This window comes from Phenylobacterium sp. FG114 (genome assembly GCF_057809855.1).
Genome location: NZ_JBMDKU010000002.1, coordinates 360,229 through 385,423, shown reverse-complemented (window position 1 = coordinate 385,423; position 25,195 = coordinate 360,229). Strand labels below are relative to the sequence as shown.

At 69.9% G+C, this 25,195-nt stretch carries 21 protein-coding genes; 8 read left to right on the top strand and 13 right to left on the bottom strand.

Annotated elements, in window-relative coordinates:
* Position 1: 1 nt before the first annotated feature.
* Together ACODSY_RS04890 and ACODSY_RS04885 are read right to left on the bottom strand one after the other, a co-directional pair.
* Entirely contained in the window at positions 2 to 1,024 is a 1,023-nt protein-coding gene (locus ACODSY_RS04890; protein WP_488950536.1) for a sensor histidine kinase, read from the bottom strand.
* Between the two features lie 176 nt (positions 1,025 to 1,200).
* Positions 1,201 to 2,310: an S-(hydroxymethyl)glutathione dehydrogenase/class III alcohol dehydrogenase gene (locus ACODSY_RS04885; RefSeq protein WP_488950535.1), complete on the bottom strand. Its 1,110-nt coding sequence runs from the start codon at positions 2,308 to 2,310 to the stop codon at positions 1,201 to 1,203.
* A gap of 71 nt (positions 2,311 to 2,381) precedes the next feature.
* On the opposite strand from ACODSY_RS04885, the gene ACODSY_RS04880 reads away from it, so the two are divergent.
* Genes ACODSY_RS04880 through ACODSY_RS04870 form a run of 3 tightly spaced genes read left to right on the top strand, consistent with a single transcriptional unit; the run spans position 2,382 to position 5,956 of the window.
* On the top strand, positions 2,382 to 4,835 hold the full coding sequence (locus ACODSY_RS04880) for a beta-glucosidase family protein (RefSeq protein WP_488950534.1): 2,454 nt from the start codon (positions 2,382 to 2,384) through the stop codon (positions 4,833 to 4,835).
* A 27-nt stretch (positions 4,836 to 4,862) separates the two neighbouring features.
* On the top strand, positions 4,863 to 5,321 hold the full coding sequence (locus ACODSY_RS04875; RefSeq protein WP_488950533.1) for a hypothetical protein: 459 nt from the start codon (positions 4,863 to 4,865) through the stop codon (positions 5,319 to 5,321).
* A 29-nt stretch (positions 5,322 to 5,350) separates the two neighbouring features.
* Positions 5,351 to 5,956 carry an NUDIX hydrolase gene (locus ACODSY_RS04870; RefSeq protein WP_488950532.1) on the top strand — a complete coding sequence of 202 codons (606 nt, stop codon included), beginning with the start codon at positions 5,351 to 5,353 and terminating at the stop codon, positions 5,954 to 5,956.
* On the opposite strand, the gene ACODSY_RS04865 is transcribed toward ACODSY_RS04870, so the two are convergent.
* The gene (locus ACODSY_RS04865; RefSeq protein ID WP_488950531.1) at positions 5,957 to 7,198 is read right to left on the bottom strand and encodes an LLM class flavin-dependent oxidoreductase; all 1,242 of its coding nucleotides are present in this window, start codon (positions 7,196 to 7,198) and stop codon (positions 5,957 to 5,959) included.
* A 107-nt stretch (positions 7,199 to 7,305) separates the two neighbouring features.
* Between ACODSY_RS04865 and ACODSY_RS04860 the strand changes: the two genes are divergently transcribed.
* Both ACODSY_RS04860 and aptA read left to right on the top strand, forming a co-directional pair.
* Complete coding sequence (locus ACODSY_RS04860; protein WP_488950530.1) at positions 7,306 to 8,571, top strand: MFS transporter; 1,266 nt, start codon at positions 7,306 to 7,308, stop codon at positions 8,569 to 8,571.
* Positions 8,572 to 8,620: 49 nt separating this feature from the next.
* The gene (gene aptA, locus ACODSY_RS04855) at positions 8,621 to 9,931 is read left to right on the top strand and encodes an omega-aminotransferase AptA (RefSeq protein WP_488950529.1); all 1,311 of its coding nucleotides are present in this window, start codon (positions 8,621 to 8,623) and stop codon (positions 9,929 to 9,931) included.
* On the opposite strand, the gene ACODSY_RS04850 is transcribed toward aptA, so the two are convergent.
* On the bottom strand, positions 9,912 to 10,691 hold the full coding sequence (locus ACODSY_RS04850) for an aminotransferase class IV (RefSeq protein WP_488950528.1): 780 nt from the start codon (positions 10,689 to 10,691) through the stop codon (positions 9,912 to 9,914). The two genes, aptA and ACODSY_RS04850, sit on opposite strands and share 20 nt — an antisense overlap.
* Positions 10,692 to 10,860: 169 nt before the next feature.
* On the opposite strand from ACODSY_RS04850, the gene ACODSY_RS04845 reads away from it, so the two are divergent.
* Entirely contained in the window at positions 10,861 to 11,712 is an 852-nt protein-coding gene (locus ACODSY_RS04845; protein ID WP_488950527.1) for an enoyl-CoA hydratase-related protein, read from the top strand.
* 15 nt (positions 11,713 to 11,727) lie between these two features.
* On the opposite strand, the gene ACODSY_RS04840 is transcribed toward ACODSY_RS04845, so the two are convergent.
* The 3 genes from ACODSY_RS04840 to dgcA form a co-directional block, all read right to left on the bottom strand.
* Positions 11,728 to 14,067 (bottom strand): TonB-dependent receptor, encoded by a 2,340-nt coding sequence (locus ACODSY_RS04840; RefSeq protein ID WP_488950526.1) that lies wholly within the window; start codon positions 14,065 to 14,067, stop codon positions 11,728 to 11,730.
* 28 nt (positions 14,068 to 14,095) lie between these two features.
* Positions 14,096 to 15,913, bottom strand: coding sequence for a tetratricopeptide repeat-containing sulfotransferase family protein (locus ACODSY_RS04835; protein ID WP_488950525.1), 1,818 nt, complete (start codon positions 15,911 to 15,913; stop codon positions 14,096 to 14,098).
* A gap of 74 nt (positions 15,914 to 15,987) precedes the next feature.
* Positions 15,988 to 16,986, bottom strand: a complete 999-nt coding sequence (dgcA, locus tag ACODSY_RS04830; RefSeq protein WP_488950524.1) for an N-acetyl-D-Glu racemase DgcA — start codon at positions 16,984 to 16,986, stop codon at positions 15,988 to 15,990.
* Between the two features lie 73 nt (positions 16,987 to 17,059).
* On the opposite strand from dgcA, the gene ACODSY_RS04825 reads away from it, so the two are divergent.
* Positions 17,060 to 17,854, top strand: a complete 795-nt coding sequence (locus ACODSY_RS04825; protein ID WP_488950523.1) for a DUF7847 domain-containing protein — start codon at positions 17,060 to 17,062, stop codon at positions 17,852 to 17,854.
* On the opposite strand, the gene ACODSY_RS04820 is transcribed toward ACODSY_RS04825, so the two are convergent.
* The 6 genes from ACODSY_RS04820 to ACODSY_RS04795 form a co-directional block, all read right to left on the bottom strand.
* Entirely contained in the window at positions 17,851 to 18,756 is a 906-nt protein-coding gene (locus ACODSY_RS04820) for an RDD family protein (protein ID WP_488950522.1), read from the bottom strand. The genes ACODSY_RS04825 and ACODSY_RS04820 overlap by 4 nt on opposite strands.
* On the bottom strand, positions 18,753 to 19,748 hold the full coding sequence (locus ACODSY_RS04815; protein WP_488950521.1) for a stage II sporulation protein M: 996 nt from the start codon (positions 19,746 to 19,748) through the stop codon (positions 18,753 to 18,755). The genes ACODSY_RS04820 and ACODSY_RS04815 overlap by 4 nt, the downstream gene beginning before the upstream one ends.
* On the bottom strand, positions 19,748 to 21,061 hold the full coding sequence (locus ACODSY_RS04810) for a DUF58 domain-containing protein (protein ID WP_488950520.1): 1,314 nt from the start codon (positions 21,059 to 21,061) through the stop codon (positions 19,748 to 19,750). Before ACODSY_RS04810 ends, ACODSY_RS04815 begins: the two co-directional genes overlap by 1 nt.
* Positions 21,062 to 21,148: 87 nt before the next feature.
* On the bottom strand, positions 21,149 to 22,105 hold the full coding sequence (locus ACODSY_RS04805) for an AAA family ATPase (RefSeq protein ID WP_488950519.1): 957 nt from the start codon (positions 22,103 to 22,105) through the stop codon (positions 21,149 to 21,151).
* The gene (locus ACODSY_RS04800) at positions 22,092 to 23,294 is read right to left on the bottom strand and encodes a DUF4350 domain-containing protein (RefSeq protein ID WP_488950518.1); all 1,203 of its coding nucleotides are present in this window, start codon (positions 23,292 to 23,294) and stop codon (positions 22,092 to 22,094) included. The genes ACODSY_RS04805 and ACODSY_RS04800 overlap by 14 nt, the downstream gene beginning before the upstream one ends.
* Entirely contained in the window at positions 23,291 to 23,926 is a 636-nt protein-coding gene (locus tag ACODSY_RS04795; RefSeq protein ID WP_488950517.1) for a hypothetical protein, read from the bottom strand. The genes ACODSY_RS04800 and ACODSY_RS04795 overlap by 4 nt, the downstream gene beginning before the upstream one ends.
* Before the next feature lie 112 nt (positions 23,927 to 24,038).
* Between ACODSY_RS04795 and ACODSY_RS04790 the strand changes: the two genes are divergently transcribed.
* On the top strand, positions 24,039 to 25,052 hold the full coding sequence (locus ACODSY_RS04790) for an adenosine deaminase (RefSeq protein WP_488950516.1): 1,014 nt from the start codon (positions 24,039 to 24,041) through the stop codon (positions 25,050 to 25,052).
* Positions 25,053 to 25,195: the final 143 nt, after the last annotated feature.

Below are 25,195 nucleotides of genomic sequence, written 5' to 3'. Positions count from 1 at the left end.
TTCAAGTCTCCTCTTCGGCCCGCTTCAACGTAAAGTGGAACGTCGCTCCGCCGTCGGCGTTGCCTTCCACCCACATGCGCCCTCCGTGGGCCTCAATGATATGTCGGGAAATCGACAATCCAACACCCATTCCGTCCCGCTTCCCACTCACGAAGGGCTGGAACAGCCGGTCGCTGACTTCGGGCGAGATCCCCGGCCCGGTGTCGGCGACGCTGACCTGCAGGAAGCCAGGCTCGAGACCCCGCGTCGCGATGCGGAGTTCCCGCCGGGCGCGGTCGGCCATCGCTTCCGAGGCGTTCCGGACGAGGTTCAGCACCACCTGCTGCACCTGGATCCGATCGGCCCTCACCCGGTCCGCGGCGCGGTCGAAGTCGTAGCGGATCCACAGGGCGTCGCGCGGCGTGCCCGCCGAAGCCACATCCACGGCCTCCTGCACCAGGTTGGCGGCCGACTCGTCGGAGGCCGAGATCTCGCCCCGGTCCAGGCTGGAGCGCACCCGCGCCACGATCTGGCCGGCGCGGACGACCTGGTCGCCAGCCTTGCGCACCAGTTCGCCGACCCGAGTCGCCGGAATCTCGTCGCGGGCCAGCATCTGCTCAGTGGCGTTCAGGTAGTTGGCGATCGCCGTCAGCGGCTGGTTCAGTTCGTGCGCCAAGGAGCCCGCCATCTCGCCCATGGCGTTGAGGCGTGCGACCTGGACCATCTGGGCCTGGAGCTGCGCAAGCCGCTCGGACTGCGCCCGCTGGCGTTGAAGGGCCCGCTTCCGCGCGCCGCCCGCGACGGCGAAGACCAGGGCGAAGGCCATGAAGATCGCGATCCCCACCGGCCCAATGGGCCGGGCGTCCGCCGTCGTCAGCACCCAGTGGCCGACGCCCAGGCTCAGCAGCGCCACCAGAAGCGCGGACCAGAAGCCCCCCACGAACGCGGCCAGCAAGATGCCGGGCCAAGCGAGGATGAAGGGGGCGTTCGGGCCGAGCAGGGTCTGGAACCAGACGCGCGACAGGACAATAAGCCCGCCCAGCACGACCGCGCACGAAAACGTCCACGCCTCCGCTCGCCACGCCGCGGACGTAATCAACGCCCTGACCTGCACGGGACTACGCCCCCCAGACGCTCAACTCGAACAACCATACCGCGCGAGACGACCGTGACAATCCAAGATTGCTCTACGCGTCGAATTCCCGTTTGGAGGGAGGGTTGTCAGTAGACGATCACCGTTCGAATACTTTCGCCGGCGTGCATAAGGTCGAAGGCCTCGTTGATCCGGTCCAGCGGAAGCTTGTGGGTGATCATCGGATCGATCTCGATCTTTCCGTCCATGTACCAATCGACGATCTTGGGCGTGTCGGTGCGGCCGCGCGCGCCCCCAAAGGCAGTGCCCTTCCACACCCGGCCGGTCACCAGCTGGAACGGCCGCGTGGCGATCTCCTTGCCGGCCTCGGCCACGCCGATGATCACGCTCTCGCCCCAGCCGCGGTGGCAGGCTTCCAGCGCCTGGCGCATGACCGTGGTGTTGCCCGTGGCGTCGAACGTGTAGTCCGCGCCCCCATCGGTGAGGGCCACGAGGTGGGCGACCAGGTCACCCGAGACGTCCTTGGGATTGACGAAATGAGTCATGCCGAAGCGGCGGCCCCATTCCTCTCGCGCAGGATTGATGTCGACGCCGACGATCATGCCGGCGCCCACCAGCTTCAGGCCCTGGATCACGTTGAGGCCGATGCCGCCCAGGCCGAAGACAATGCAGTTGGCGCCGGCTTCCACGTCGGCCGTGTTGACCACCGCCCCCACGCCCGTCGTGACGCCACAGCCCACGTAGCAGGCGGTCTCGAACGGCGCGTCCTTGCGGATCTTGGCGACCGCGATCTCGGGCAGGACCGTGTAGTTCGAGAACGTCGAGCAGCCCATGTAGTGGAAGACGGTCTGGCCCTTGTACGAGAAACGGCTGGTCCCGTCGGGCATCAGGCCCTTGCCCTGAGTGGCGCGGATGGCGGTGCAGAGGTTCGTCTTGCGGCTGAGGCAGCTTTTGCACTGCCGGCATTCCGGCGTGTAGAGCGGGATCACGTGGTCGCCGACGGCCACCGAGGTCACGCCGGGCCCGACCTCGACCACGACGCCGGCGCCTTCATGACCCAGCACCGACGGGAAGAGGCCCTCGCTGTCGAGCCCGTCCAGCGTGTAGGCGTCGGTGTGGCAGACGCCCGTGGCCCGGATCTCCACCAGCACCTCGCCGGCGCGCGGACCCTCGAGGTCCAGTTCGACGATCTCCAGCGGCTTCTTGGCCTCGAACGCCACGGCGGCACGGGTCTTCATCGCTTTTCCCTCGACTCGTTGAGCGGCGGGCAGCATCTCGGAAGCCCGCCCGGAAGTGAAGGCGAATGCGCATGAGTGAAGCTGCGGCCCCCGACCTGGACGCCCACGCCGACGATCTCCTGGGCCGGCTCACGCTGGAAGAGAAGGTGCGGCTGCTGGCGGGCGCCAGCTCGTTCGCCCTGCACGGCATCGAGCGGATGGGCGTACCGCAGCTCAACATGACCGACGGGCCGACCGGCGTGCGCTCGATCAAGGGCCAGCCGGCTACGGTCTTTCCCGTTGGGGTAGCAATCGCGGCGACTTGGAACCCCGACACTGCCAGGGATGTCGCCGCCGGCATCGCCCGCGAGGCCCACGCTCTGGGCGAGCACGTGGTTCTGGCGCCCACCGTCAACATCATGCGCATCCCCACCTGGGGCCGGAACTTCGAGAGCTATTCCGAGGACCCGTACCTGGCCGGGATCATGGGCGTGGCCTACGTAACGGGCCTGCAGTCCGAGGGCATCGGCGCTTCGCTCAAGCACTATGCCGCCAACAACCAAGAACTGGAGCGTTTCCGCGTCGACGCGCGGGTCGACGAACGGACACTGCGGGAGATCTACCTCGCCGCCTTCGAGCGCGTGGTGCGCGACGCCGATCCGTGGACGGTCATGGCGTCGTACAACAAGCTCAACGGGACCTACGCCTCCGAGCATCGCCGCCTGCTGACCGACATCCTCAAGCGCGAATGGGGCTATGCCGGCATGGTCGTCTCGGACTGGACGGCGGTGAAATCGACGGCGCCCTCCGCGGCGGCCGGCATGGACCTGGAGATGCCCGGTCCTGCGAAATGGTTCGGCGAAAAGCTGGTGGCGGCCGTCGAGGCCGGAGAGGTCTCCCGCGAGCAGATCGACGACAACGCCCGGCGGGTGCTGCGGCTGATCGTGCGCTCAGGACTGATGGCCGGGAAGCGGCCGGCCGGAGAGCGGCTGACGCCACGCCATCGCGCCATCGCCTTCGAAGCCGCCTGCGAGGCAATGACCCTGCTGAAGAACGAGGGCGATCTATTGCCGCTGTCGCCAGATGCGAAGTCGGTCGCCGTGATCGGGCCGAACGCACTGCGCTGCATGCTGCAGGGCGGCGGTAGCTCGCAGGTGACCACCGAAGCCGACCGCTCCATCGTCGAGGCCATGCGCCGGCGGCTAGGCCGGGGGGTTGCCGTGCTGGAGGCCCAGGGCGCCGACAACGACGACGTGCCCCCGCCGGCCGTCCGCGGCCAGTTCAGTCCCACCGAGGCGCGCGACGCCGAGGGGCTGAAGGCGGAGTACTTCGCCGCAGCCGACGGCTCGGGCGAGCCCAACAGCACCAGCCTGGAACGCCACCTAGTCCGCTGGGTCAGCGGCAACCTCGCCTCGGCCAAACGGCCGGCCTATGGCGCGTTCCGCTGGACCGGCTGGTTTTGGCCCGAGGCGAGCGGGACATTCGAGTTCAGCGTGCGCGCCACCGGCACGGCGACCCTCACGCTGGATGGCAAGGCGCTGATCGATCCGGCCGGTCCCGCGACGGCAGACCGGCTGGACGTCATGGGCAACCTGGTCCCGCGGCGGCTGGCGAGCGTCGAACTGACGGCCGGCCGGGGCTACCCGATCCGCCTGGACTATACGCCCGCCGATCCGGAACAGGACTATGTGGCCGTGGGCGTACGGCCGCCGGCCGAGCCGATGGAGCGGGCGATCGAGGCGGCGCGGGCCGCCGACGCGGTGATCCTGGTTTTGGGTTCCGGCTCGGCCACCGAGGGCGAAGGCTACGACCGCGCCGACATGGACCTGCCAGGCCGCCAGGACCAACTGGCCCGCGCTGTGCTGGCCGCCAACCCCAACACGGTGGTGGTGCTGAACACCGGCTCGCCCTTCGCCATGCCCTGGATCGACGAGGCGCGGGCGGTGCTGCAGCTCTGGTTGCCCGGTGAGGCCGGGCCGGACGCGCTGGCGGCGGTCCTGTTCGGCGACCGGGCGCCGGGCGGTCGGCTGCCGGTGACCTTCCCCACAGCGTTCGGCGACCATCCGGCCCATGCGCCTAGCCCCGACCCGCTGGTCTGCGACTACGCCGAGGGCTTGGCGGTGGGCTACCGCTGGTTCGACGCCGCGCCGGTGAAGCCGCTGTTCCCGTTCGGTCACGGCCTGGCCTACACGACCTTCGAGATCACCGACCTGTCGGCGCCGCAGAGCGTGGCCGCCGGCCAGCCCGTGCGCCTGGAGATCGATGTGACCAACACAGGCGAGCGCGAGGGCCAGGAAGTGGTGCAGGCCTATGTCTCGGCCCTCGACAGCGCCGTCCCGCGGTCGCCAAAGGAACTGAAGGCGTTCGCCAAGGTCACGCTGGCGCCGGGCGAGACGCGCCGCGTCACCCTGGAACTCGAGCCCAAGGCCTTCGCGTACTGGGATGTGGACGCCGGCGGCTGGCGCATCGACCCCGGGGCCTACGACATTCTGGTCGGCCGCTCGGCCGGCGACATCCGGGCCAAGGCGACGGTACAGCTGACCTAGAGTAGGATCGCGCCCGGGAGGGTGGCCATGATCCGACATTTGCTGCTGAGCCTCACGGTGCTGGCGGCGGCCGCTCCGGCGCACGCCGCGCAGGTTTGCGCCTGGATGGACGAGACGATCGGCGAGGACGACTACCACGAGCTCGCGCTGTGGCTCGAAGCCGACGGCGACGTGGATTTTTACTACAAGATCAAGGGTGAAGGCCTGCGCAGCGAAGGCATGAAGGCCCATTCGCCCAACAGCGGCACCTTCGTCCTGCATGCGCGGAAACCCGACAAACCCTGGGGCTTCGGGGCGACGCTGAGTCCGCCCGGCGAGATCGATGTCGTGATCGAGCTCCGCGCCACGCCGAAGGACATCTTCTCCGACGCCGAGACGCCGCTGCTGGCGTCGTTCACGTTCCGGCGGCAGGTCCCCGAAGGCGAGACCACGCCGCCCAACGATTTGGCCAGCAAGCAGTGCGCTGTGCTGACGCCGGCGCCCTGACGCTGCGTCGCCACGCTACACTGCTTCCTATGCAAGACTTGCGCGCTCGCGTCGAAACCAACCTGGCCGGCTTCGCGCGTGCCGCCATCGACCCGGCCGGACGCCGCCGGGCTGCGGTGGCCATCGTGCTGTCGCCGACGCCGGAGGGTCCGGCGTTCCTGCTGACGCGCCGGGCGCTGCACATGCGTCGGGGGGCCGGCAACTACGCCCTGCCCGGGGGCAACCTCGACCCTGGCGAGGACGCCATCGACGCCGCTCTGCGCGAAACCGACGAGGAGCTGGGCGTGAAGCTTGGCCGGGAGGCCGCGCTGGGTCTGCTGGACGACTTCGTCACCCTCGGCGGGCATGTGGTGACCCCCGTGGTGGCCTGGACGCCCGAGCCGGTGACCCTGGTCCCCAACCCGGAGGAGGTGCACGCCGCCTGGCTGATCCCCCTCGCCGACCTCGACCATCCGCGCGCGCCGCGTCGCGAGCGCAATCCGGCCGGCGGGCCCTCCATCCTGAAGATGTTCGCCCGGGGCAGCTGGCTGAACCCGCCGACCGCGGCGTGGTTGTTCCAGTTCCGCGAGGTCTGCCTACATGGCCGCCCCTGCCGCACCCACGACATCGGCCAGCCGAGCTGGACAGCCCGCTAGCTAGCGAACGCCCTCGTTGATCTGGGCCTTGGCCCGCGAGGCCGGCACCACGGGGATCTCGTGGTCCTCCAGCGGGGCCATCCAGCGCTTCCGAGCCATGGCGGCCTCGATGTACGGAGCCAGTTCGGCCGCCTTCTTCGCCTCGCGCTCGGCGGCGTTAGCCTTGAAGCCAGGCATCACCTCGGCGGCGAACAGCTCCAGCGATTCCACGATGTGCTCATGCCGGTTGCGGCCGGCCTGCTGCATGAAGATCACCTGGTCCACGCCAGCGTCCCGGAAGCCCTGGATATGCTGGCGGATGTCGTCGGGCGTGCCGATGCCGCTGGCGTTGACCTGGGCGGCCTTGCGGGCTGCGATGATCTCGTCGTCGCTGGCGGCGCGGCTCTTCTGGAAATCGGCGAACAGGTTGGAGCGGCCGGGCAGCACGTCATGGGCCACCAGGGCGTTGACCGCGTAGGAGAAGAACTCGAAGCCTTCCTGCCCGCGCCGGATCGCCTCGTCGCGGTCGGGGTGAACGGAGAAGTTCGAGACCATGGCCAAGTTGGCGTTCACGCTGTGGCCTAGCGGCACGCACTGATCGGACTTGATGATGCCGTAGTATATCTCGGCCCAGCCTCGCGCCTCCTCGGGATCCAGGAACGAGAAGGCCAAGGCCCCCAGGCCGTTGGCGGCCGCCACCTTGATGGTGTCGCGGTTGGTGCAGGCCATCCACATCGGCGGGTGCGGGCTCTGCACCGGCTTCGGTACTATGTTGCGGCAGGGCATGGAGAAGCCGTTCCCTTCGAAGCCGGGATAGGGGCTCATCACCATCATATTGGCGATCTGCTCGGCAGCCTCCAGCGCCAGGGCGCGCTTCTCCCTAGCGGGGATGCCGAAGCCGCCGAGTTCAAGCCGCGTCGCGCCCTCGCCGACGCCGAAGTCCAGGCGGCCCTTCGAGATGATGTCCAGCGTCCCCAGCCCCTCCGCCGTGCGGGCGGGGTGGTTGTAGTTGGGGATCACCTGGCGGATGCCGTGGCCGAGCCGGATATTCTTGGTCAGGGCGGCGCAGGCCGCCAGGAACACCTCGGGGGCGGAGGAGTGGGAATACTCCTCCAGGAAGTGGTGCTCGACCTCCCAGGCGTAGTCGTAGCCCAGCCGGTCGGCGAGCTGGACCTGCTCCAGCGCCTCGTGGAACAGCCGGGCCTCGTCGCCGGGGTTCCAGGGCTTCGGAAGCTGATGTTCGTAGAAGACGCCGAAGCGCATGAGAGGTCCTCCCGGCCGGCGCTCGTGCGCCTGCTCATTGCCTGCACCATCCCGCCCCCGAACCTTCATTGGCAATAGGGGTGATTCGGGCGCGACACTCCGCGCCCATGCCCCACCCCTACGTCGCCCTGCTGCAGGACCGGCGGATCCGCGTCCTGTGGATCGGCCTGGCGACGTCCGCCATCGGCGGCCAGTTGTTCGGCGTGGGATCGCTGTGGCTGGCGGCGGAGATGGCGGGGCCGAACGCTTCGCTGTTGGTGACCGCGCAGTCGGCCGCGATCCTGGCGGTCAGCATTCTCGGGGGGCCGGTGGTCGAGGCCCTCCCGCGCCGAGGCTTCCTGATCGGTGTGGATCTGCTCTCGGCGGCCGCATGCGCCCTCGTGGTGGTCGCCTCGGCCACGTCGGGCCTGACGTTCCCGGTCCTGATGGCGGTCAGCGTGGTTCTGGCCGCGCTGGGGTCGGCGCACCGTCCGGTATTCCTGTCCAGCCTGCCGACGCTGACACCGGCCGCCCAGCTGCGAGCGGCCAACGGCCTGTTCGATGGCACCGTCCGGGTGGCCCAGGCCAGCGGTCCGTTCCTCGCCGCCGCGATCATGGCGGTGCTGCCGGTGATCCACCTGCTGACCGCCAACGCGGTGAGTTTCCTGGCCTCGGCCTGGGCGGTGGCCGCGGTCGGGAGAGGACTGGACGCGCCACGGACCGCCAACACCCCGCCGGCCAGCTTCTTCCGGCGACTGGCGCGGGGGGTCCACGCGGCGAACGCCTGCCCGGGGGTGTGGAGCGCCCTGATCACCACCGGGGTGCGCGGCGGTTCCTACGCGCTGGGCTTCACGGTCGCGGTGCCGCTCATCTTCGCGGGCAGCGACGGCGGCGCGGCCGGGTTGGCCGGCGTGGCGGTGGTGTTCGGCGCAGCCGCCGCGTCGGAACTCCTGGCCGGTCCCCTGGTGGTGCTGACGCGGCCGGAACGGCCCCTGCGGCGGCAATTCGAGGGCTACGTCGCGATCGGCCTCACCCAGGCGATGGTGGGCGTTGGGGCGATGCTGCCGGGCGCCACGCGCATCCCAGCCATGGCCGCAGCCGCCCTCGCGATGGGCGTGGCCCATTCGGTCGCCGGCCTGCAGATGCTGAACTTCTTCAGCAGCCGGCTCTCGGCCGACGACTATGCCGCCGTGCTGCGGCTTCGGCTGGTGCTGGTCATCGGGGCGATGATGGCGGCCACCGCCTCGGGCCCGTTGGTCCTGCCTCTGCTTGGCCCAGCGACGACGGCGGTCGTCTGCGGCCTCGTCGCCGCCGCCGCGGCGTTGATCGGACTCTTCGGCCGCCCCGCGCGCACGCTTGGGCCGGACTTTCATCCTCAAGGCGTCGGGGACTAGAACGCGCCCGGGGAAGCTGATGTCATGGCGGCCCGCCCAGGAGCCGCCAATGGCCTACGACCGCGACAACCGCCCGGACCTGTCGAACTACTGGATGCCGTTCACGGCAAACCGACAGTTCAAGGCGGCGCCGCGTCTCCTCGTCTCGGCAAAGGGCATGCACTATCGCTCCGAGGACGGGCGCGAAGTGCTGGATGGCACGTCGGGGCTCTGGTGCGTCAACGCCGGCCACGCGCGGCCCGAGATCGCGACCGCCGTGAACCAGCAGCTGATGACGCTGGACTACGCGCCGTCGTTCCAGATGGGCCACCCTATCGCCTTCGACTTCGCCACGGCGTTGGCCCAGGTGGCTCCCGAGCGCCTGGACCGGGTGTTCTTCACCAACTCGGGCTCGGAATCCGTCGACACCGCGCTGAAGATCGCCATCGCCTACCATCGCGCGCGAGGCCAAGGGCAGCGGTCGAAGATCATCGGCCGCGAGAAGGGCTATCACGGCGTGGGCTTCGGCGGCATCTCGGCCGGGGGCCTAGTCAACAACCGGCGCGTCTACCCGCTGCTGCCGTCCGACCACATGCGCCACACGCTGGACGTCGGACGCAACGCCTTCTCCCGCGGGCTGCCGGCGCACGGCGCGGAGCTGGCCGACGACCTGGAGGGCCTCATCGCCCTGCACGGCGCAGAGACGCTTGCTGCGGTCGTGGTTGAGCCGGTGGCCGGATCGGCGGGGGTGCTGCCGCCGCCGAAGGGGTATCTGGAACGCCTGCGGAAGATCTGCGACGCCCACGGCATCCTGCTGATCTTCGACGAGGTGATCACCGGCTTCGGGCGGCTGGGCGCACCGTTCGCCGGCCAATACTTCGGCGTCACGCCCGACCTGATGACCACGGCCAAGGGGATCACCAACGGCGTCCTGCCGATGGGGGCCGTCTTCGCGCGGCGCGAGGTGCACGACGCGGTCGTGAACGGGTCCGAAACGCCGATGGAACTGTTCCACGGCTACACCTATTCCGGCCACCCGGTGGCCTGCGCCGCCGGGCTGGCGACGCTGGACATCTACCGCCGCGAAGGCCTGTTCACGCGGGCGGCCGACCTGGCGGAGACCTGGGCCGACGCGGTGCACGGTCTCAAGGACCTGCCGCTGGTCACCGACGTCCGGAACCTGGGCCTGATGGCCGGGATCGATCTGGCGCCGAAGGGCGGCGAGCGCGGCTATGCGGCGATGGTGGCGGCGTTCGAAGCCGGGATCCTGGTCCGGGCCACGGGCGACACCCTGGCCATGTCGCCGCCGCTGATCGTGACCGAGGGCCAGATCGACCAGCTCGTCACCACGCTGCGGGAGGTCATTTCGAAGCTCGACTGACCGCCTTGGCGATGGCGGCGATCAGCCTGGAGTCCGGGAGGTCGCGACCGTCAAGGCTGACCACAGGCTGAACGCCCACCAGGCTGCTGGTGAGAAACATCGGCGTCCAGCCGATCCGCCCCGGGTTAGCGTACACTTCCTGCACGGGAACGCCCAGGTCATGGCAGGCCGCAAGGACCTGGCGGCGGATGATGCCGTCGACGGCGCCACAGCCCAGGTCGGGCGTGAACACCTCCTCGTGGCGCACCCAGAAGACGTTGGCCGCGGCCGCACACGCCACCTCGCCGGCCGTGTTCAACATCAGCGCCTCGTCGGCGCCGGCCTCGCGCGCCTCAGCGCGGGCGAGGACGCTGTCGAGCGAAGAGAGCGTCTTCAGGCGACTGACCGGCGACCTGTCGTTGCGGCGCACCTTGGCGGTGCACAGGCGGGTCGGGCCGGGGGGCTCGCCAATCGGCCAAGCGCTGGCGGTGAGACATGGCTGGAGGTCGGCCGGGGTGTCGAGGTCCTTGACCCCCAGTCCAGCGCTCCAGTTCAGGCGCACGGCCGCCCGCGTGGGGTTTCCCGCCAGCGCGACGGCGGCTTCGGCCGCCGCTCGTATGCCGAGGCGATCGGGCGATGGCAGCCGCAGGGCGCGGCAGCCGCGTTCCAGCCGCTCGGCGTGGGCCTCCCAATGCTCCAGGCGGCCGTCGGCCCACAACACCATCTCGAACAGGCCGTGCCCGAACGCGAAGCCGCGGTCGTCGAGGGAGATCTCGGTCAATGGCCCCTCCATCGCCGCCCAGGATGCACCGTTCTTCCGCGGCCGCCTCGGCACGCTCACCCGCTAGGAGGCCAAACGTCGATTCCGCCGCATTTTCAGTCAAGGCGGCGGCGCTTGACCTGCCGCCTCGTCAAGCGCGCGGGATAGGGGAAACGACGAGGAGGACGCCATGGCCTACGAGACGATCCTGTACGAGGTCGACGGCCCGATCCTGACGGTGACCCTGAACCGGCCCGACAAGCTGAACGCCTATACGGCGGTGATGGGCGCCGAGCTGGCCGACGCGTTCCAGCGGGCCGACGTGGACGACGACGTGCGCGTGGTGATCGTCACCGGCGCCGGGCGCGGCTTCTGCGCGGGCGCGGACATCTCCGGGGGCGCCGGGGCGTTCGACGCCAAGGCGGAAGGTTCGGTGGCCTTCGCGGCGCCCGGTCGCGCCCGGCAGGCCGGGGGCGGCTTCGTCGAGGCGATCTTCAACTGCCGCAAGCCGTCGATCGCCGCGATCAACGGCGCCGCGGTTGGGGTGGGCGCGACCCTGACCCTTCCCATGGACATTCGGATCGCGAGTTCGGCGGCGAAGATCGGCTTCATCTTCGCCCGTCGCGGCCTGGTGCCGGAGGCCGGCAGCGCCTGGTTCCTGCCGAAGCTGGTGGGCCTGCCGCAGGCGCTGCGGTGGTGCGTGACCGGCGCGATGATCACGCCCGACGAGGGCAAGGCGGCCGACCTGCTGAGCGAGGTGGTTGAGCCCGACCAGTTGCTGGCGCGGGCCCGGGAGATCGCGCTGGAGATCGCCCACAACACGGCGCCTGTTTCGGTCGCGCTCGCGCGGCAGATGCTGTGGCGGTTCGCCGGCGCGCCGGATCCGTGGGAGCTTCTGAAGCTGGATGGTCCGCTCAGTCTGGAGCTGGGCGCCGGCCCGGACGTGCGCGAAGGCGTGGGCGCCTTCCTCGAGAAGCGCCCGCCCCGGTTCCCGGGGCGGGTCTCCTCGGACATGCCGGCCGCCTATCCCTGGTGGGACTGACGGACCGGCGACTTCCTAGAACGTCTGGCCGACCTTAACGCCGATGATCCGCGGGCGGATCGGGATCGTGTAGACGCGTGTGCACACGGAAGAGGCGCACTGCACGAAGCGGTCGTTCTGGCCGTCGTCGTCGAACAGGTTCTTGGCGAAAGCCTCGATCCGCCAGCTGTCGCGCTCGACGCCGATCGCAAGATCGAAGGTCGTGGAGCTGGGGAGCTTTCCGATCACCGCGCGATCCGAGATCCGAAGGTCCGGATAGGCCGAGCCCGTGTGGACCACCGACGCCTGGACGTGAGCGTCCATATCGTTCCACGCCCATTCGTACCGCGCCGAGAGGTTGCCCTTGAACTTGGGCGTGACCGGCAGCGAGGTGCCCTTCGTCGCCTCCGGCGGCGCGGAGGGATCGGGGATGTAGTCTTCGTTGAGCTCCGCGTCGGTGTAGGCCGCGGCGCCGATCAGGGTGAAGCCGTCGGTCACCAGCCAGTTGATGTCGGACTCCACGCCCTTCATCTTTGCCTTGCCGGCGTTCCGGATCTCGGTGAGCCCGTTGGCGCCCAGGAACGAGAACTGGAAGTTATCCCACTTCTCGTAGAACACGGCCCCGTTCCACCGGAGTCGATTGCCCATCCACGAGGTCTTCCAGCCGATCTCGTGGTTCTTCAGGAAGTCGGCGTCGTAGGGCGGCAGGGTGCCCCGACGATTGATGCCGCCCGGCCGGAAGCCCGTCGAGAGCGTCGCATAGACCATCTTGTCCGGCGTGATCTTGTAGGTGGCGTTGATCCGGTAGGTGTGGCCATCGCCCTTGGTGGTCTTGTCCACGTTGGTGCAGGGACCACCCTCGACGATCGGCGTCGGCGAGCCGAGCGGCGCCACGCACTGTCGCTCACCGGTGCTGCCGTAGCCGGCGCCGAAGCCGAAGAACCCTTGCAGCGAGTTCTTGTACTTGAAGAACCGGATGCCGCCGGTGATCGACAGCTTGTCGGTCACGTCGAACGTGCCGTCCGCGAAGGCCGCGTAGTCGCGGTCGGTGCGGAGTTGCTTGGTCAGCCAGAGCGTGTCGGGCCAGCCGGGGACCTCGACCGCAGAGGCCAGATTGTCGATGCGGTAGCGCTGCTCGATGTTGTGCGTCTGCTTTTGGTAGAACAGGCCCGCCACCACCTTGAAGCGGTTCTCGGCCGGCGAGGCCACGCGCAGTTCGTGGCTGGTCTTCTTGTAGTAGTCGCGACCCTGGATGTACTGCGACGTGTTGATGAAATTACCGGCGTCGTCGGTCGTGTAGGCGCCGTACCCGAACAGGGTGTCGTAGAAGAAGCTGTAGTCCGAGTAGTCGCTGTCCGTGTCGACCCAGCGGCGCATGTGCGCGCCGTTGTAGAGAACGTCCAGGTTCGCGACCTGGCCCTCTATCGTGGCGGCGGCCTGGAACCACTTGTCGTCCGAGCCTTCGGGATAATAGCGGCTGATCTTCAGGTCGCCCTTGGACGGATCGGCCGCGAAGCCGCCGTCAGCCTGGGTGCGCTGGCCCATGAGGGTGGGCGTGACCGACCAGGTGTCGGTGAGGTCGATCTTCAGCGCGGCGCGGGCGCCGACGGTGTCGACCTCGTTGTAGTCGTTCTTCACCTGGCCGGCGTTGTTCACGGCGATGTTGCCGGTCGGATAGACGAACGAGCCCGGCACATTGTCGATGTAGCCGCCGTCGTGCTCGGCCCAGGCCACCAGGCGAATCGCCGCCTTCTCGTGCAGTGGAATATTCACGAAACCCTCTGCGCCGTAGCCGATGTCGCCGTGCGCGGTGGAGTTCAGCTCGACGTCGTAGCCGGCCTTGAAGCCGGAGGTCTCGGGCTTGTTCGTGATGATGCGGATCGTGCCCGCCTGCGAGCTCGCGCCGTAGAGGGTGCCCTGCGGCCCCGCCAGCACCTCGACACGGGCGATATCGTAGATGTGGATGTCCAACGGGCCGGTGATCGTGGTCACCGGCTGCTCGTCGAGGTAGACGCCCACGCTCGGCAGCGGGCCGGAGTGGTTGTTGTTCTCGCCCGACGCGACGCCGCGCATGTAGAAGTTCGAGAAGCCCGGCGCGCCCGTGGGCGCCGAAACGCTGGGCATGAAGCGCACATAGTCCGTCGTGTCGTTCACCTGCAGCGAGTCGAGTCGCTCGGTGCCCAACGCCTGGATGCTGATCGGCACGTCCTGCAGGTTTTCCGATCGCTTCTGCGCGGTGACAACCACCTCCTCGAGGCCGACTTCGCTCGTTGTCTGGGCCAGGGCCGTCCCGGCCACGCCGCTCAGCATGGTCGTGGCGAGCAGGCCCGCCGACCAGCGCGTGGCGCGCCTGAAGTTCCGCGGATCGTACTTCATTGTATCCCCCATTGATACGTCCAGCGCCTCAGGTCCCGGGCGCGTGCGGGTAAGCGTCGAGCACAGGTCCCAGCGCGGCCTTGAGCGGGCCGAGCCAGGGGTCGTAGTTTCGCCAGTGGTCGGCGGCGTCGGTGAAGATCGGGCGGCGCACCTGTTCGGAGCTGGCCGTGCGCACCGCGCGGTCGTTTTCGTAGAACCGCAGGCAGGCCTCTTCGAAGGGAAGACCGCAGTACGCGAGCAAGGCGCGCGTTTCCGCCTCAGGATCAGCCACCATGCGCTCATAGATCACGCGATGGACGCGGCCGGGCAGGATTGCGTCGAAGTGCGCCAAATACTCGACGTACGACACGTAGTACCGGCCGATGTCGGTCAGGTCGTAGGTGAAGCCCTGACCCCGGGCGAAGTGCTGCTTGAAGCCCGAGAACCCGCAGCCCAGCGGGTGGCGGCGCGCATCGATGATCTTCGCGTTCGGCAGGGCCAGATGGATCAGGCCCAGATGCGCCCAATTGTTGGGCATCTTGTCGATAAAGAAGGGCCGACCGAGCTTGCGGTGCACCTCGGCCCGGGCCATATATTCCTCGCCCAGCGCGGTCAGTTCGCGCGGACCCAAGGCGCCTAGCGCCTCGGGATAGTCGCCCTCCGACGCCTTCTTCGTCTTGCCGCCGATCCGGCGGGCCAACGCGATGATGTCGGGCAGTTCCTGTGTGCCCTCGACCTGGCTATGGCTGGCGAGGATCTGCTCCACCAGGGTCGAGCCGGCGCGGGGCAGTCCCACGATGAAGATCGGATCGGGCGCCGACGAACCCTGCCCGGCGCGCGCCGCGAAGAACGGCCGGTTGAACAGCGCCTTGGCGCGGCGCACCTGGTCTTCGGTCTCGGCCGCCTCATAGTCCAGGCCCTGCCGGCGCAGCGCGTTGCCGCGCTGGTAGTGTCCGAACGAGGCCTCGAAGTCGCCCATGTCCTCCCGCGCCTTGCCCAGCGCGAACTCGAGGTGGAACCGGTCGTCGTCGGTCAGGTCGGCGCGCCGGAGCTGGCCCTCCATCGCCGCGACGTCGGCCGCGTCGAAGGTCACGGTCTTCAGGTTAGCCAGGCTCCACCACGCCTCGCCGAACTGCGGGGCGAGCGCTACGCAGCGACGGTAGGCTTCGACACAGTCGGCCTGGCGGCCCACGGTCTTCAGGGCATGGCCGTAGCTCATCCACACCTTCGGCTGGCGGGGCTGGTCCTGGAGCACCGAGGCGTACATGGCGATGGCCTGCTCGTACTCGCCGATCCGCGCCAGCGCGGCGGCCTTGAGGTTTCGGTACCCCGGGTTGCCCGGATCCTCGGCGAGCAGGCGATCCGTCTGAGCGATGGCCGCCTGAGACTTGTTCTGACGATAGAGGACGGTCGCGTAATTGTGCCGCGCGGCCGTGAAGCCGGGGGCCAGCTCGACGCAACGCGCCAGCAGGTTCTCTGCGTCGTCGTAGCGCCCCAGGCGCATGCCGGTCTCGGCCAGCATGCGTATGGCGGCCACGTCGGTCGGGCGCGCCATGAGGATCGCCCGCAACGTCTGTTCGGCCACCGCCAGCCGATTCTCGACCAGCGCGTTGGCTGCCGTAATCAGGTCGGGGTCTTTCGTCGAGCCCTTCACTGAGCGGAGGTAGGCCAGCTCGGCGCCCTTGGCGTCGCCCTGGCGGCGCAGGGCCTCGCCCAGCAGGCGCAGCGTAGGCGGGTGGTCAGGGACGGCCTTCAGGATCTCGCGGGCCTGCGCCTCCGCGGCGGCGGCGTCGACGGCGAGCAGGCGCGCGGCGTGGCCGAGCGCGACCTCGAGCGTTCCGACCGTCTCTGCCGCCGCGCCCGACACAGGGCCTCCGCCGAATATTGCAGTCGGATGAAATCGATGATGCGCGAACCGTGTCAACCGAAGGTCGAACGCCGCTATCCCCAGAAGCCTGGCTGTGGCGGATAGAGCACGCCGTTCTCGATGCGGCACCCGCCGGCCCGGTCCTCGACCAGCCACCAGGGGCCGTCCAGGTCGACCGCATCCGCCAGGACCGCGGCCCACATGGCAGGAGCGATCGAAAGCGAGCTGGAGACCATGCAGCCCACCAGAACACCCATGCCCAGGTCCCGCGCCTGCTTCACCATCGCCAGGGCCTCGGTGAAGCCCCCGGCCTTGTCGAGCTTGACGTTGACCACGCCATAGCGGTCGGCGACCCGGGCCACGTCGGCGGCCGTATGAACGGCTTCGTCGGCGCAGATGGGAGCGGGGTAGTCCAGCCCGGCCAGCCGCCGGTCTTCCTCCACCGGAAGCGGCTGTTCCACCATCAACACCGACAGTCGGGAGATCGGCTCGGCCATGGCTTCGAGGATGGGCAGCGTCCAACCCTCGTTCGGATCGACGATCAGGCGGGCGCCCGGCGCGGCGCCGGCCACCGCCAGCAGGCGTTCCGCCGGCTCGTGGCGGTCCAGCTTCACCTTCAGCAGGGGCGCGTCGCGGACCGCCAGAGCCGCGGCGTGCATGGCCTCGGGCGTGTCCAGGCTGACCGTGACGGCTGTGGGGATCGGCCCCGGCGGCGCACGACCCAGGCGCTCGGCCACGGGGCGGCCGCGGCGGGCCTCCAGGTCCCAGGCGGCGCAGTCCAGGGCATTGCGCGCGGCCCCGGGCGGCAGTTCCGCCAGGATCGCCCGAACAGCCATCCCGCCCGCCAGGCGCCGGCCGACATCGGCGAGCTGAGCCACCACCGAATCCACGGTCTCCTCATAGCGGGCATAGGGAACGCACTCGCCGCGGCCGACGCTGGGCCCGTCGACCAACTCAGCCACCACCACCTCGGCGTGGGTCTTCACGCCGCGCGAGATTCGGAACGGCGCCTTCAGCGCCAGTTGTTCAGCTCGGATGCGCAGTTCGAGGTTCACCGGGGCTTTGTCCCGCATCCGGGGCGGCGCGTCGACAGCCCGTGCGACCCGTGGTTAGCATCCCACTGGAGAACGCGTTTAGGGGGAGAGCATGACGGACATCGCGGACGCCCAGCCCGGCAAGCTGGACATCGGCCAGGTCATCCAGGGCACGTTCCAGGTCATCGGCCGGAACATCGCCACCTTCGGCCTGCTGTCGCTGATTCTGTCCGGCATTCCCACGGCGATCATTGCGTATCTGCAGGCCAGCAGCCTCTCGACGTCGGGCGGGCTGAACTTCAACGCCGGCTATTTCCAGGCCATCGCCTTCAGCGGGCTCGCCGCCTTGATCACCAGCGCCATCCTCCAGGGCGCGCTCGTGTACGGCACGGTCCAGGACCTGAACGGCCGCAAGCCCACCATGGCGGACTGCCTGACCACCGGCCTCCGGGCGTTCCTGCCGCTGATCGGGCTCACGATCCTGCTGATCCTGGCCATCATGTTCGGCTTCGTCCTGCTGATCGTGCCGGGGATCATGATGGCCTGCGCCTGGTGCGTGGCGGTGCCGGCGCTGGTCGCCGACCGCACGGGGGTGTTCGGCGCGTTCAGCCGCAGCGCCGAGCTGACGCGAGGCAACCGGTGGCGGATCTTTGCCCTGTTCGTCGTCGTCTGGGTGATCGCGATCGTCATCGGCGCGGTTATCGGAGCCGTCTCCATGGCGCTCAGCTTCGGCGGCGCGCTCGATCCCGTGGCCCTGGCGCGTAGCCCGGTCCGGATACTGGGGAACCTCGTCAGCAACACGCTGAGCTCCCTGATCAGTTCGACCGGCGTGGCCGTGCTCTACGTCGAACTGCGAAAGGCCCGCGAGGGCGCCGCCCCGCAGTGGCTGGCCGAGATCTTCAGCTAGCCGCGGTCGAACTTGTCCTTACGACGATGGCCGAAGAGCATGCGGCTCTCAAGACGGCCACGCAGGCCGGCATAGTAGGCGTTGAGGAAGGTGCGGTCCGCAATGTCGGTCGGGCCGTCCCAGCCGATCTTGCCGCGGATGCGCGCGGCCACTTCCGCCATCGACTTGCGGTCGCCCGCCCGGATCACATCCTCGAGCACGTGCAGCTCCTTGATCCCGTAAGCGTCGAGCTGGCCTGGGGTGAAGGCAAGGCCTTGGGAGGCGGTCCGTTCGGTATCGGCGAGGTCGGGCTGCAGCACCCGCTTCGGCGCCTTCACCACCATGGTGCCCGCCACCAGGTCGCCCATGCGCCGCCGGTCGCGGTTGAACAGCGGGAAGACCACGAACACCATGCTCCACAGCGCGCCCAGACCGGTCAGCACGCCGTCCACGCCCTCGCCCCGGGCGGCGAAGAAGGTGAGCGGCAGGAAGACCTCCACCTCGCGCATGGCGTTGCGCGCGAACACCATGTCGGCCGTCAACCGTCCGCCGTCGGCGGCGGCCACGCGCAGGCCCATGGCCCGCTTTCCCGGCGTCGCGGCGCGGGGGCCGACCTCGAAGATCAGGAAGTAGAAGTTGCGGCCGATGAAGACACCCAGCAGCCAGACCACGCCCAGCGCCTCGCTGCCCCACGTGGCCTTCGTCGCCCAGAACACGCCCAGGGCCAGCAGGCTGAACACGGCCAGGGCTCCGAACAGGATCGCGAAGTCGATCAGCATCGCCGAGAACCGCTCGGCGTAGGCGCCGACCCGCAGGCGCAGATCGACACCCTCGGGCGTGACCAGCTCGCGCCAACCGTCATGGGGCGCAGGCCTCGCCCGGTCGCCGCGGCGCAGACGGCTCAGGACGCCTTGCAGGCTCATGGCGCGGGCCTCCGCGGCCAGTAGAAATAGGCGAGCCAGGCCGCGAGCATGGCGCCGGCGATGACGTAGCGGACAACGTCGACCTGGATCAGTTGGCGGCCGAATCCCTCGAGCACGCCGGCGACGAAGAGCATCACGACCACCCCCGCCATGACGGTAGCGGCGCGGCGACCCGCCACCGCCGCTGCGTCGATGCGGCTGCGCTCGCCAGGGAAGCAGACGGCCCAGCCGATGGAGAAGCCCGCGGCGCCCGCCAACACGATGGCGAAAAGCTCGGTGGTCCCATGGATCATCAGCCAGCCGCCCGCCTCGAAGCCCAGGCCGCGCGAGACGAACAGCGCGAGGAAGGCGCCCAGCATGCCGCCGTTCATCACCATCAGCGCCGCCGTGGGCAGGCACAGCAGGAAGCCCAGCGCGAAGGCGAAGAGCGAGATCTGGGCGTTGTGGGTGAATAGGAAGGTGGCGAAGACCGACAGGCCGTCGGCCGCCGCGCCATCGTGATAGAGCGTGTCGCGCAGCGAGGCGGTGGTCGCCGTAGGATCGCGGCCGGAGGCCAGGGCCGGCTCGACGAAGGCGTTGAACCAGTCGGCGTCGCGGCGCACGAGGATGAAGGCCACCACGGTCGCGGCGGCCGACAGGATGAACGACACCAGGGTCTCGCGCCACAGAGCCTGGACCGCCGCAGGCCAGTCGCGAGCGAAGAACTGGGCGATCCGTTCGGGCAGGCGGGTCCGGGCGCCATAGACGATGAAATAGGCCCGCGTGCACAGGCTTTCGAGATAGGCGACCAGGCTCTGGTCCAGCGAGATCGAGCGCGCCACCGACAGGGACGACAGCGCTTGCCGATAGAGCAGCGGCATCTCCAGAAGCTCTTCGCGCTTCAGCCGGCCCGCGCCCCCGGCCTCGGCCTTGGCGAGCAGGGTCTCCAGGCGCCGCCAGTCGGCCTCGCGCTCGGCCCGGAACCGCCAGCTCTTGAGATGCAGCTCGGCCATCAGACGAGTCCTCGCCGCTTCACGTCGAGGTAGCTGTTGACCAGGTTGGCGGAAAGCCCTTCGGCGGGCGCGTCCACGATCTGGGCCCCCAGGCGGCGCAGGCGGGCGGCCACGGCCTCGCGCTGACGCAGCATCCGTTCGGCGATCACCGCGCGGGAGACGTCGTCGGGCTCGGCCGGTTCTCGCGCCACCAGGCTTTCCAGTTCCTCGTCGCGGAAGACCACGAACAGCACGAGGTGGGTGCGCATGAGGCGCGCCACGTTCTCGATCATGAGCTCGGCCGAGGTGGCGTCGGCGAAGTCGGTGAAGACCACGATCACCGCCCGGCGATCCAGGCGGCCCGAGAGCGCCGTGAGGCCGAGGGTGAAGTTGGTCTCCTCGGTCGAATAGTCGATCCCGGCGCAAAGCTTCTGCAGCAGCGGGAAGGCCGCAGGGCCCGAGGCGATGCCGCTGGCCAGGCGCGGCTTGGAGTCGAAGGCGAAGACGCCTACCCGGTCGCCCATCCTCAGGGACACGAAGGCCAGCAGGAGGGCGGCGTTGATCGCCCGGTCGATGCGCGGCAGGCCGGCGGCCGGCGCGCTCATCAGGCGGCCGGTGTCGAGCGCCAGCACGATGTGGTGGTTGCGCTCGGTACGGTATTCGCGGCCGATCAGCTTGGCGTGGCGCGCCGACTGCTTCCAGTCGATGTCGCCCAGGTCCATGCCGGTCTGGAATTCCTTGAGCGCGTGGAAGTCGGAGCCCTCCCCGGCGTCGGTAAGCGGCTTGGCGCCTAGCGGGGCGTCGCGGGCGAAGAGGCGCAGCGCCTGTTCCTTCACGCCCGTCACATCGGGCGTCACGGCCAGCGGTGGGCCAGGGGGCTCGTGGCGCTGCAGCCAGACCAGGCCCAGCGGCCCGCGCCAGCGCGCCCAGAGGCCCTCGATGCGCCCCTCCCCGCGCCGGCCGGGCGAGAGGCGGATGTCCAGTTCGGCCCGGCCGTTGCTGACCGCGACGGCCTGGCGGTCCGGCTCCGCGGTGAGGCGGTCGTTGACCCCCACGGCCAGCTCCACACGATCGGGCCGGCGGCCGGCGAAGGCGGCGGTGAGGCGGGCCGTCTCGGGCCGGCCCACGCCCAGGAAGCGGGGGGCGGCCATCTCCAACGTGAGGCTGCGGGGCGGCGCGGCCAGCATCACGTCGGCCAGCATCAGCCCAAGCGCCAGCACGATCCAGGCGGCCGCGGCCGTCCACAGCCCAGGCGCGAGCATGGCGACGGCCAGCGCGGGCGCGGCGCCCACGGCCATCAGCGCGATCGCACGGCGGGTGGGATAGAGGCGCAAGCGGCGGCTACCCCGCCTTCAGGCGAAGTGGAAGCCGGTTCGCCGCCCGGAAGGCGGGGCGCCCAACAAGCTGATGCGTGTAACGCATCAGCGCGGCGCCGCCGCGACGTCGACCAGGCCCTGTAGGATCTGGTCTGGGCGGCGGCCGTCGATCTCGGCGGCGGGCGACAGGATCACCCGGTGGCGCAGCGTCGGCAGGGCCAGGGCCTTCACGTCGTCGGGGATCACGTAGTCGCGCCCGTCCAGCGCCGCGCGCGAGCGGGCGGACAGCGCGAGCTGGGCCGCGGCGCGGGGCGAGGCGCCGCTGGCAAGGTCGGGTGTCTCGCGGGTCGAACGCACCAGGTCCAAGACGTAGCCCACGATCTCGTCGGTGAGCCGCACGGCCGCCACGGCCTTGTGCGCGTCGCCGAGTTGCCTGGCCGTGACCACGCGGGCCACGCCCCGCGCCGCGGGGTCGGCGTGGCCGCTCTGCACGCCGTATTCCGCGACAATCCGGCGTTCCTCGTCGCGGCTGGGGTAGCCCAGCGTCTGCTTGAACAGGAAGCGGTCGAGCTGCGCCTCGGGCAGGGGATAGGTGCCCTGTTGCTCCAGCGGGTTCTGCGTGGCCACCACCATGAAGTTGGCCGAGAGCCCGCGGGCCTTGCCGTCGATGGTGACGCGGCGCTCCTGCATCGCTTCCAGCAAGGCGGCCTGGGTCTTGGGCGGCGTGCGATTGATCTCGTCGGCCAGCAGCAGCTCGCAGAACAGCGGGCCCTCGGTCAGCGAGAAGGTCGAGGTCTGGAAGTTGAAGACGTTGGATCCGATGATGTCCGCGGGCATCAGGTCAGGCGTGAACTGGATGCGGCCGAAGTCGAGGCCCAGCGTGCGGGCGAAGCACTGGGCCAGGTAGGTCTTGGCGACCCCGGGCGGCCCCTCCAGCAACACGTGGCCCCTGGCGAACAGCGCGGTCAGCAGCAGGTCGATGGTGTCCTGCTGGCCCACGATGGCCTTGCCGATCTCGGCGCGGACCTTGTCGGCCAGCCCCTTCACCTCAGCGACGTTCACGCGTCATCTCCCCTCGCCAGTCGTACAGTCTGCGGGCGACGGCCATCAGGTCGTCGCGGGTCTTGGCCGTCTCGGCCTCGGCGGCCAACTCGCCGGGCGGCGTGGCGCCGCGGCGGCGGGCCAGGTCGTCCAGCCAGTGTTCCTGGGCGGTATGGCCGCCGGCGGCGCGGGCGACCAGGGCGCGCGTCAAGTCGGCGTAGGCCGGCGCCAGTTCGTGCTCCTTGCGCGCCATGCGCACCAGGCCCGCGGCGTTGTCCACCAGGGCCCGCGCGCCCAGGGCGAAGGCGCGGCCCGGAGCGCGCGGCTGGCCGAAGCGCGCCAGGGCGTGCAGCCCCATCAGGACGCCAGCCGCCAGCGCGATCAGGGTCGCCGCCAGCAGCGGCGGCTCCAGCATCAGTCGCCCGATGCCCCGGCCGCGCTCGAAGCCGTTCAGGGTGACGTCGAACAGGATCGGCCGGTCGCCGCGCCGGGCGAGGTCCAGGACCAGGACGCCGGCGCGCGCGGTGTCTCGGCTGGCGAGGCCCTGGTTGTTCAGCAGGTCGGGATCGGCCAGCACCCAGACGCCCGGCGTCTTGACCGACTGCGCCAGCACGGCCTGGCCGCGCTCGTCCACCAGCAGAGGTGTCCAGCCCTGGCCCGAGATCGTCCGCAAGCTGTCGATCTCGCCCAGGCGCACGGGTCCGTCGGGGCCCTGAAGCACCGGTCGCGACTTGCCCGCGCGGACCGTCAGACGAGTCTCCGGCGCGTAGGACTTCAGCATCTCGCGGAAGCCGCGGTCGTCCTTCATCACCCCGGCCTTGCGGACGAACGAGGGGCGCAGCGGATCGCGCGCGGTCTGCCACTTCGGCAGGACGATCAGGGTCTGAGGGCCCTTGGGGTACTTCTGCAGTTCCTGGGCGCTGAGGCCCTGGTCCGGCGTCAGCACCACCAGCGACGCGGACGGGCGCATGGGCGGGGTGCGGCTCACCACCACCGAGGCGCCGAGCGCCTTCATCAGGATCGGCGCGCCGGCGTAGCCCACGGCCGACTTCGAGAGCGCGTGCGCCCGTCCATCCTGGCCCGACCGCAGGTCGGGGGCGTAGGCCGCCAGCACCGCCATGGCCGCCGCCGCGACGATGCCGGCCAGCACCAGCGCCAGGATGGCGCCGGCGGCAAAGCCGGACGGCTTGACGGCAGGAGCCTCGCTCACCGCCAGCCCTCGGCGAAGGCGAAGGCCTCGTAGTCCTGGCGCGCGGCCCCGAAGGCGACCGCGTCCGCGGGGCGGCCGCCGAAGAAGGTGAGCTCGACCGCGCGGGCCAGGCTGGCGAAGGCGGCGCGCGGCGCGGCCGGCAGCACCTCGAGACCGGCGATGTCGCGGCTGGTCAGGGCGGGCTTCACGGCGCCCGGCCGACGGGACCGCAGGTCGTCGATGGAGCGGAACAGCAGGAGGTGGATCGCCTCCTCGAACCGGCCCGCGGCGGCCAGGCCATCGGCATCGTCCAGCAGCGCCCTGGCCTGCTCCGCGTCCGGACGCCAGTCGACGGCCGCGATGTCGGCCCGCTTGCGGCGGAACCAGCGCTCGGGGACCAGTTCGCGGGTGATGAAGAACAGGAGCAGGGCCAGGCCCAGGATCACGCCGCCCCAGAAGACGTAGGGCAGCACCGGCGCGATGACCTTGAGCGCCTTCAGCAGCGGCTCCAGCCAGTCGGGGGGCGCCGGCGGCGCGGGCGGGCCGGCGAAGTCGAACTGGATACCGGGTGTCTTGCGCAACGCGGCCTGGGCGGCGGCGAACCTCTCCTCCGCCCCCGGCGCGACCGCCGCCCCCACGTCCGAACCCTGCACGCACACTCCCGAGTTGCGGTGACGAACCTAGACGACCGACCGGCAGCGGCAAACCCCTACCCGCCGCCGCCGACGCTTGACCCGGGCGCGCTTTCGGGGCGACCACGTCGGCATGAACGACACCGACTTCATCAAGGGCCTGCCCAAGGCCGAACTGCACCTGCACATCGAAGGCAGCCTGGAGCCCGAGCTGATGTTCGAACTCGGCAAGCGCAACGGGATCGAGCTGCCCTTCAAGTCGGTGGACGAGGTGCGCGCCGCCTACGCCTTCTCGAACCTGCAGGACTTCCTCGACATCTACTACCAGGGCGCCGGCGTGCTGATCACGCGGCAGGACTTCCACGACCTGGCCATGGCCTATTTCCGCCGCGTGGCCGCCGAGGGTTGCCGTCACGTCGAGCTGTTCTTCGACCCGCAGACCCACACCGACCGGGGCGTCGCCTTCGCCACGGTGATCGAGGGGCTGCTGGCCGGGATGGCGGAGGCGGAGCGGGATCTCGGCGTCACCTCAGCGCTCATCCTCTGCTTCCTGCGCCACCTGGACGAGGAGGCCGCCTTCGCCACCCTGAAGGACGCCGAGCCGTGGCTGGACCGCATCTCGGGCGTGGGCCTGGACTCGTCCGAGGTGGGCCACCCGCCGTCGAAATTCGCCCGGGTCTTCGCCGCCGCCAAGGCCAAGGGCCTGAAGGTGGTGGCCCACGCCGGCGAGGAGGGGCCGCCCGAATATGTGTGGGAGGCGCTGGACCTGCTGCACGTCGACCGCATCGACCACGGCAACCGGGCGCTGGAGGACGCGGCGCTGGTGAAGCGGCTGGTGGACGAGGGCATGACGCTCACCGTCTGCCCGCTGTCGAACCTGAAGCTCTGCGTGGTGGACGATCTCAAGGCGCACCCGCTGAAGAAGATGCTGGGGCTGGGGCTGAAGGCGACGCTGAACTCGGACGATCCGGCGTACTTCGGGGGGTATCTCGGCGAGAACTGGACACAGACGGCGGCGGCGCTGGGGTTGAGCCGGGATGAGCTGGTGACGCTGGCCAAGAACAGTTTCACGGGGTCGTTCCTCCCCCCCGCGGAGGTGGAGAAGCGGCTGGCGGAGATCGACGCGTACGTGGCGAGGGCGGGGTAGGGGCGCTTCGCAGGGAACGACGGACCACACCGACGGGAGCCCGCGTCCTCACCCTCTTGCTCGTCATCCCCGCCCTTGTGGCGGGGATCCACCCGTCGGCGACATTGCCGTGGAAGCGGGCCGCGCGGGCGCGGCCCGCCGCA

Bases quoted from the DNA above. Each gene is read 5' to 3' on its own strand.
- ACODSY_RS04885 (WP_488950535.1), bottom strand. From the start codon at position 2,310: ATGAAGACCCGTGCCGCCGTGGCGTTCGAGGCCAAGAAGCCGCTGGAG.
- ACODSY_RS04880 (WP_488950534.1), top strand. From the start codon at position 2,382: ATGAGTGAAGCTGCGGCCCCCGACCTGGACGCCCACGCCGACGATCTC.
- ACODSY_RS04875 (WP_488950533.1), top strand. From the start codon at position 4,863: ATGATCCGACATTTGCTGCTGAGCCTCACGGTGCTGGCGGCGGCCGCT.
- ACODSY_RS04870 (WP_488950532.1), top strand. From the start codon at position 5,351: ATGCAAGACTTGCGCGCTCGCGTCGAAACCAACCTGGCCGGCTTCGCG.
- ACODSY_RS04865 (WP_488950531.1), bottom strand. From the start codon at position 7,198: ATGCGCTTCGGCGTCTTCTACGAACATCAGCTTCCGAAGCCCTGGAAC.
- ACODSY_RS04860 (WP_488950530.1), top strand. From the start codon at position 7,306: ATGCCCCACCCCTACGTCGCCCTGCTGCAGGACCGGCGGATCCGCGTC.
- aptA (WP_488950529.1), top strand. From the start codon at position 8,621: ATGGCCTACGACCGCGACAACCGCCCGGACCTGTCGAACTACTGGATG.
- ACODSY_RS04845 (WP_488950527.1), top strand. From the start codon at position 10,861: ATGGCCTACGAGACGATCCTGTACGAGGTCGACGGCCCGATCCTGACG.
- ACODSY_RS04840 (WP_488950526.1), bottom strand. From the start codon at position 14,067: ATGAAGTACGATCCGCGGAACTTCAGGCGCGCCACGCGCTGGTCGGCG.
- dgcA (WP_488950524.1), bottom strand. From the start codon at position 16,986: ATGCGGGACAAAGCCCCGGTGAACCTCGAACTGCGCATCCGAGCTGAA.
- ACODSY_RS04825 (WP_488950523.1), top strand. From the start codon at position 17,060: ATGACGGACATCGCGGACGCCCAGCCCGGCAAGCTGGACATCGGCCAG.
- ACODSY_RS04820 (WP_488950522.1), bottom strand. From the start codon at position 18,756: ATGAGCCTGCAAGGCGTCCTGAGCCGTCTGCGCCGCGGCGACCGGGCG.
- ACODSY_RS04815 (WP_488950521.1), bottom strand. From the start codon at position 19,748: ATGGCCGAGCTGCATCTCAAGAGCTGGCGGTTCCGGGCCGAGCGCGAG.
- ACODSY_RS04790 (WP_488950516.1), top strand. From the start codon at position 24,039: ATGAACGACACCGACTTCATCAAGGGCCTGCCCAAGGCCGAACTGCAC.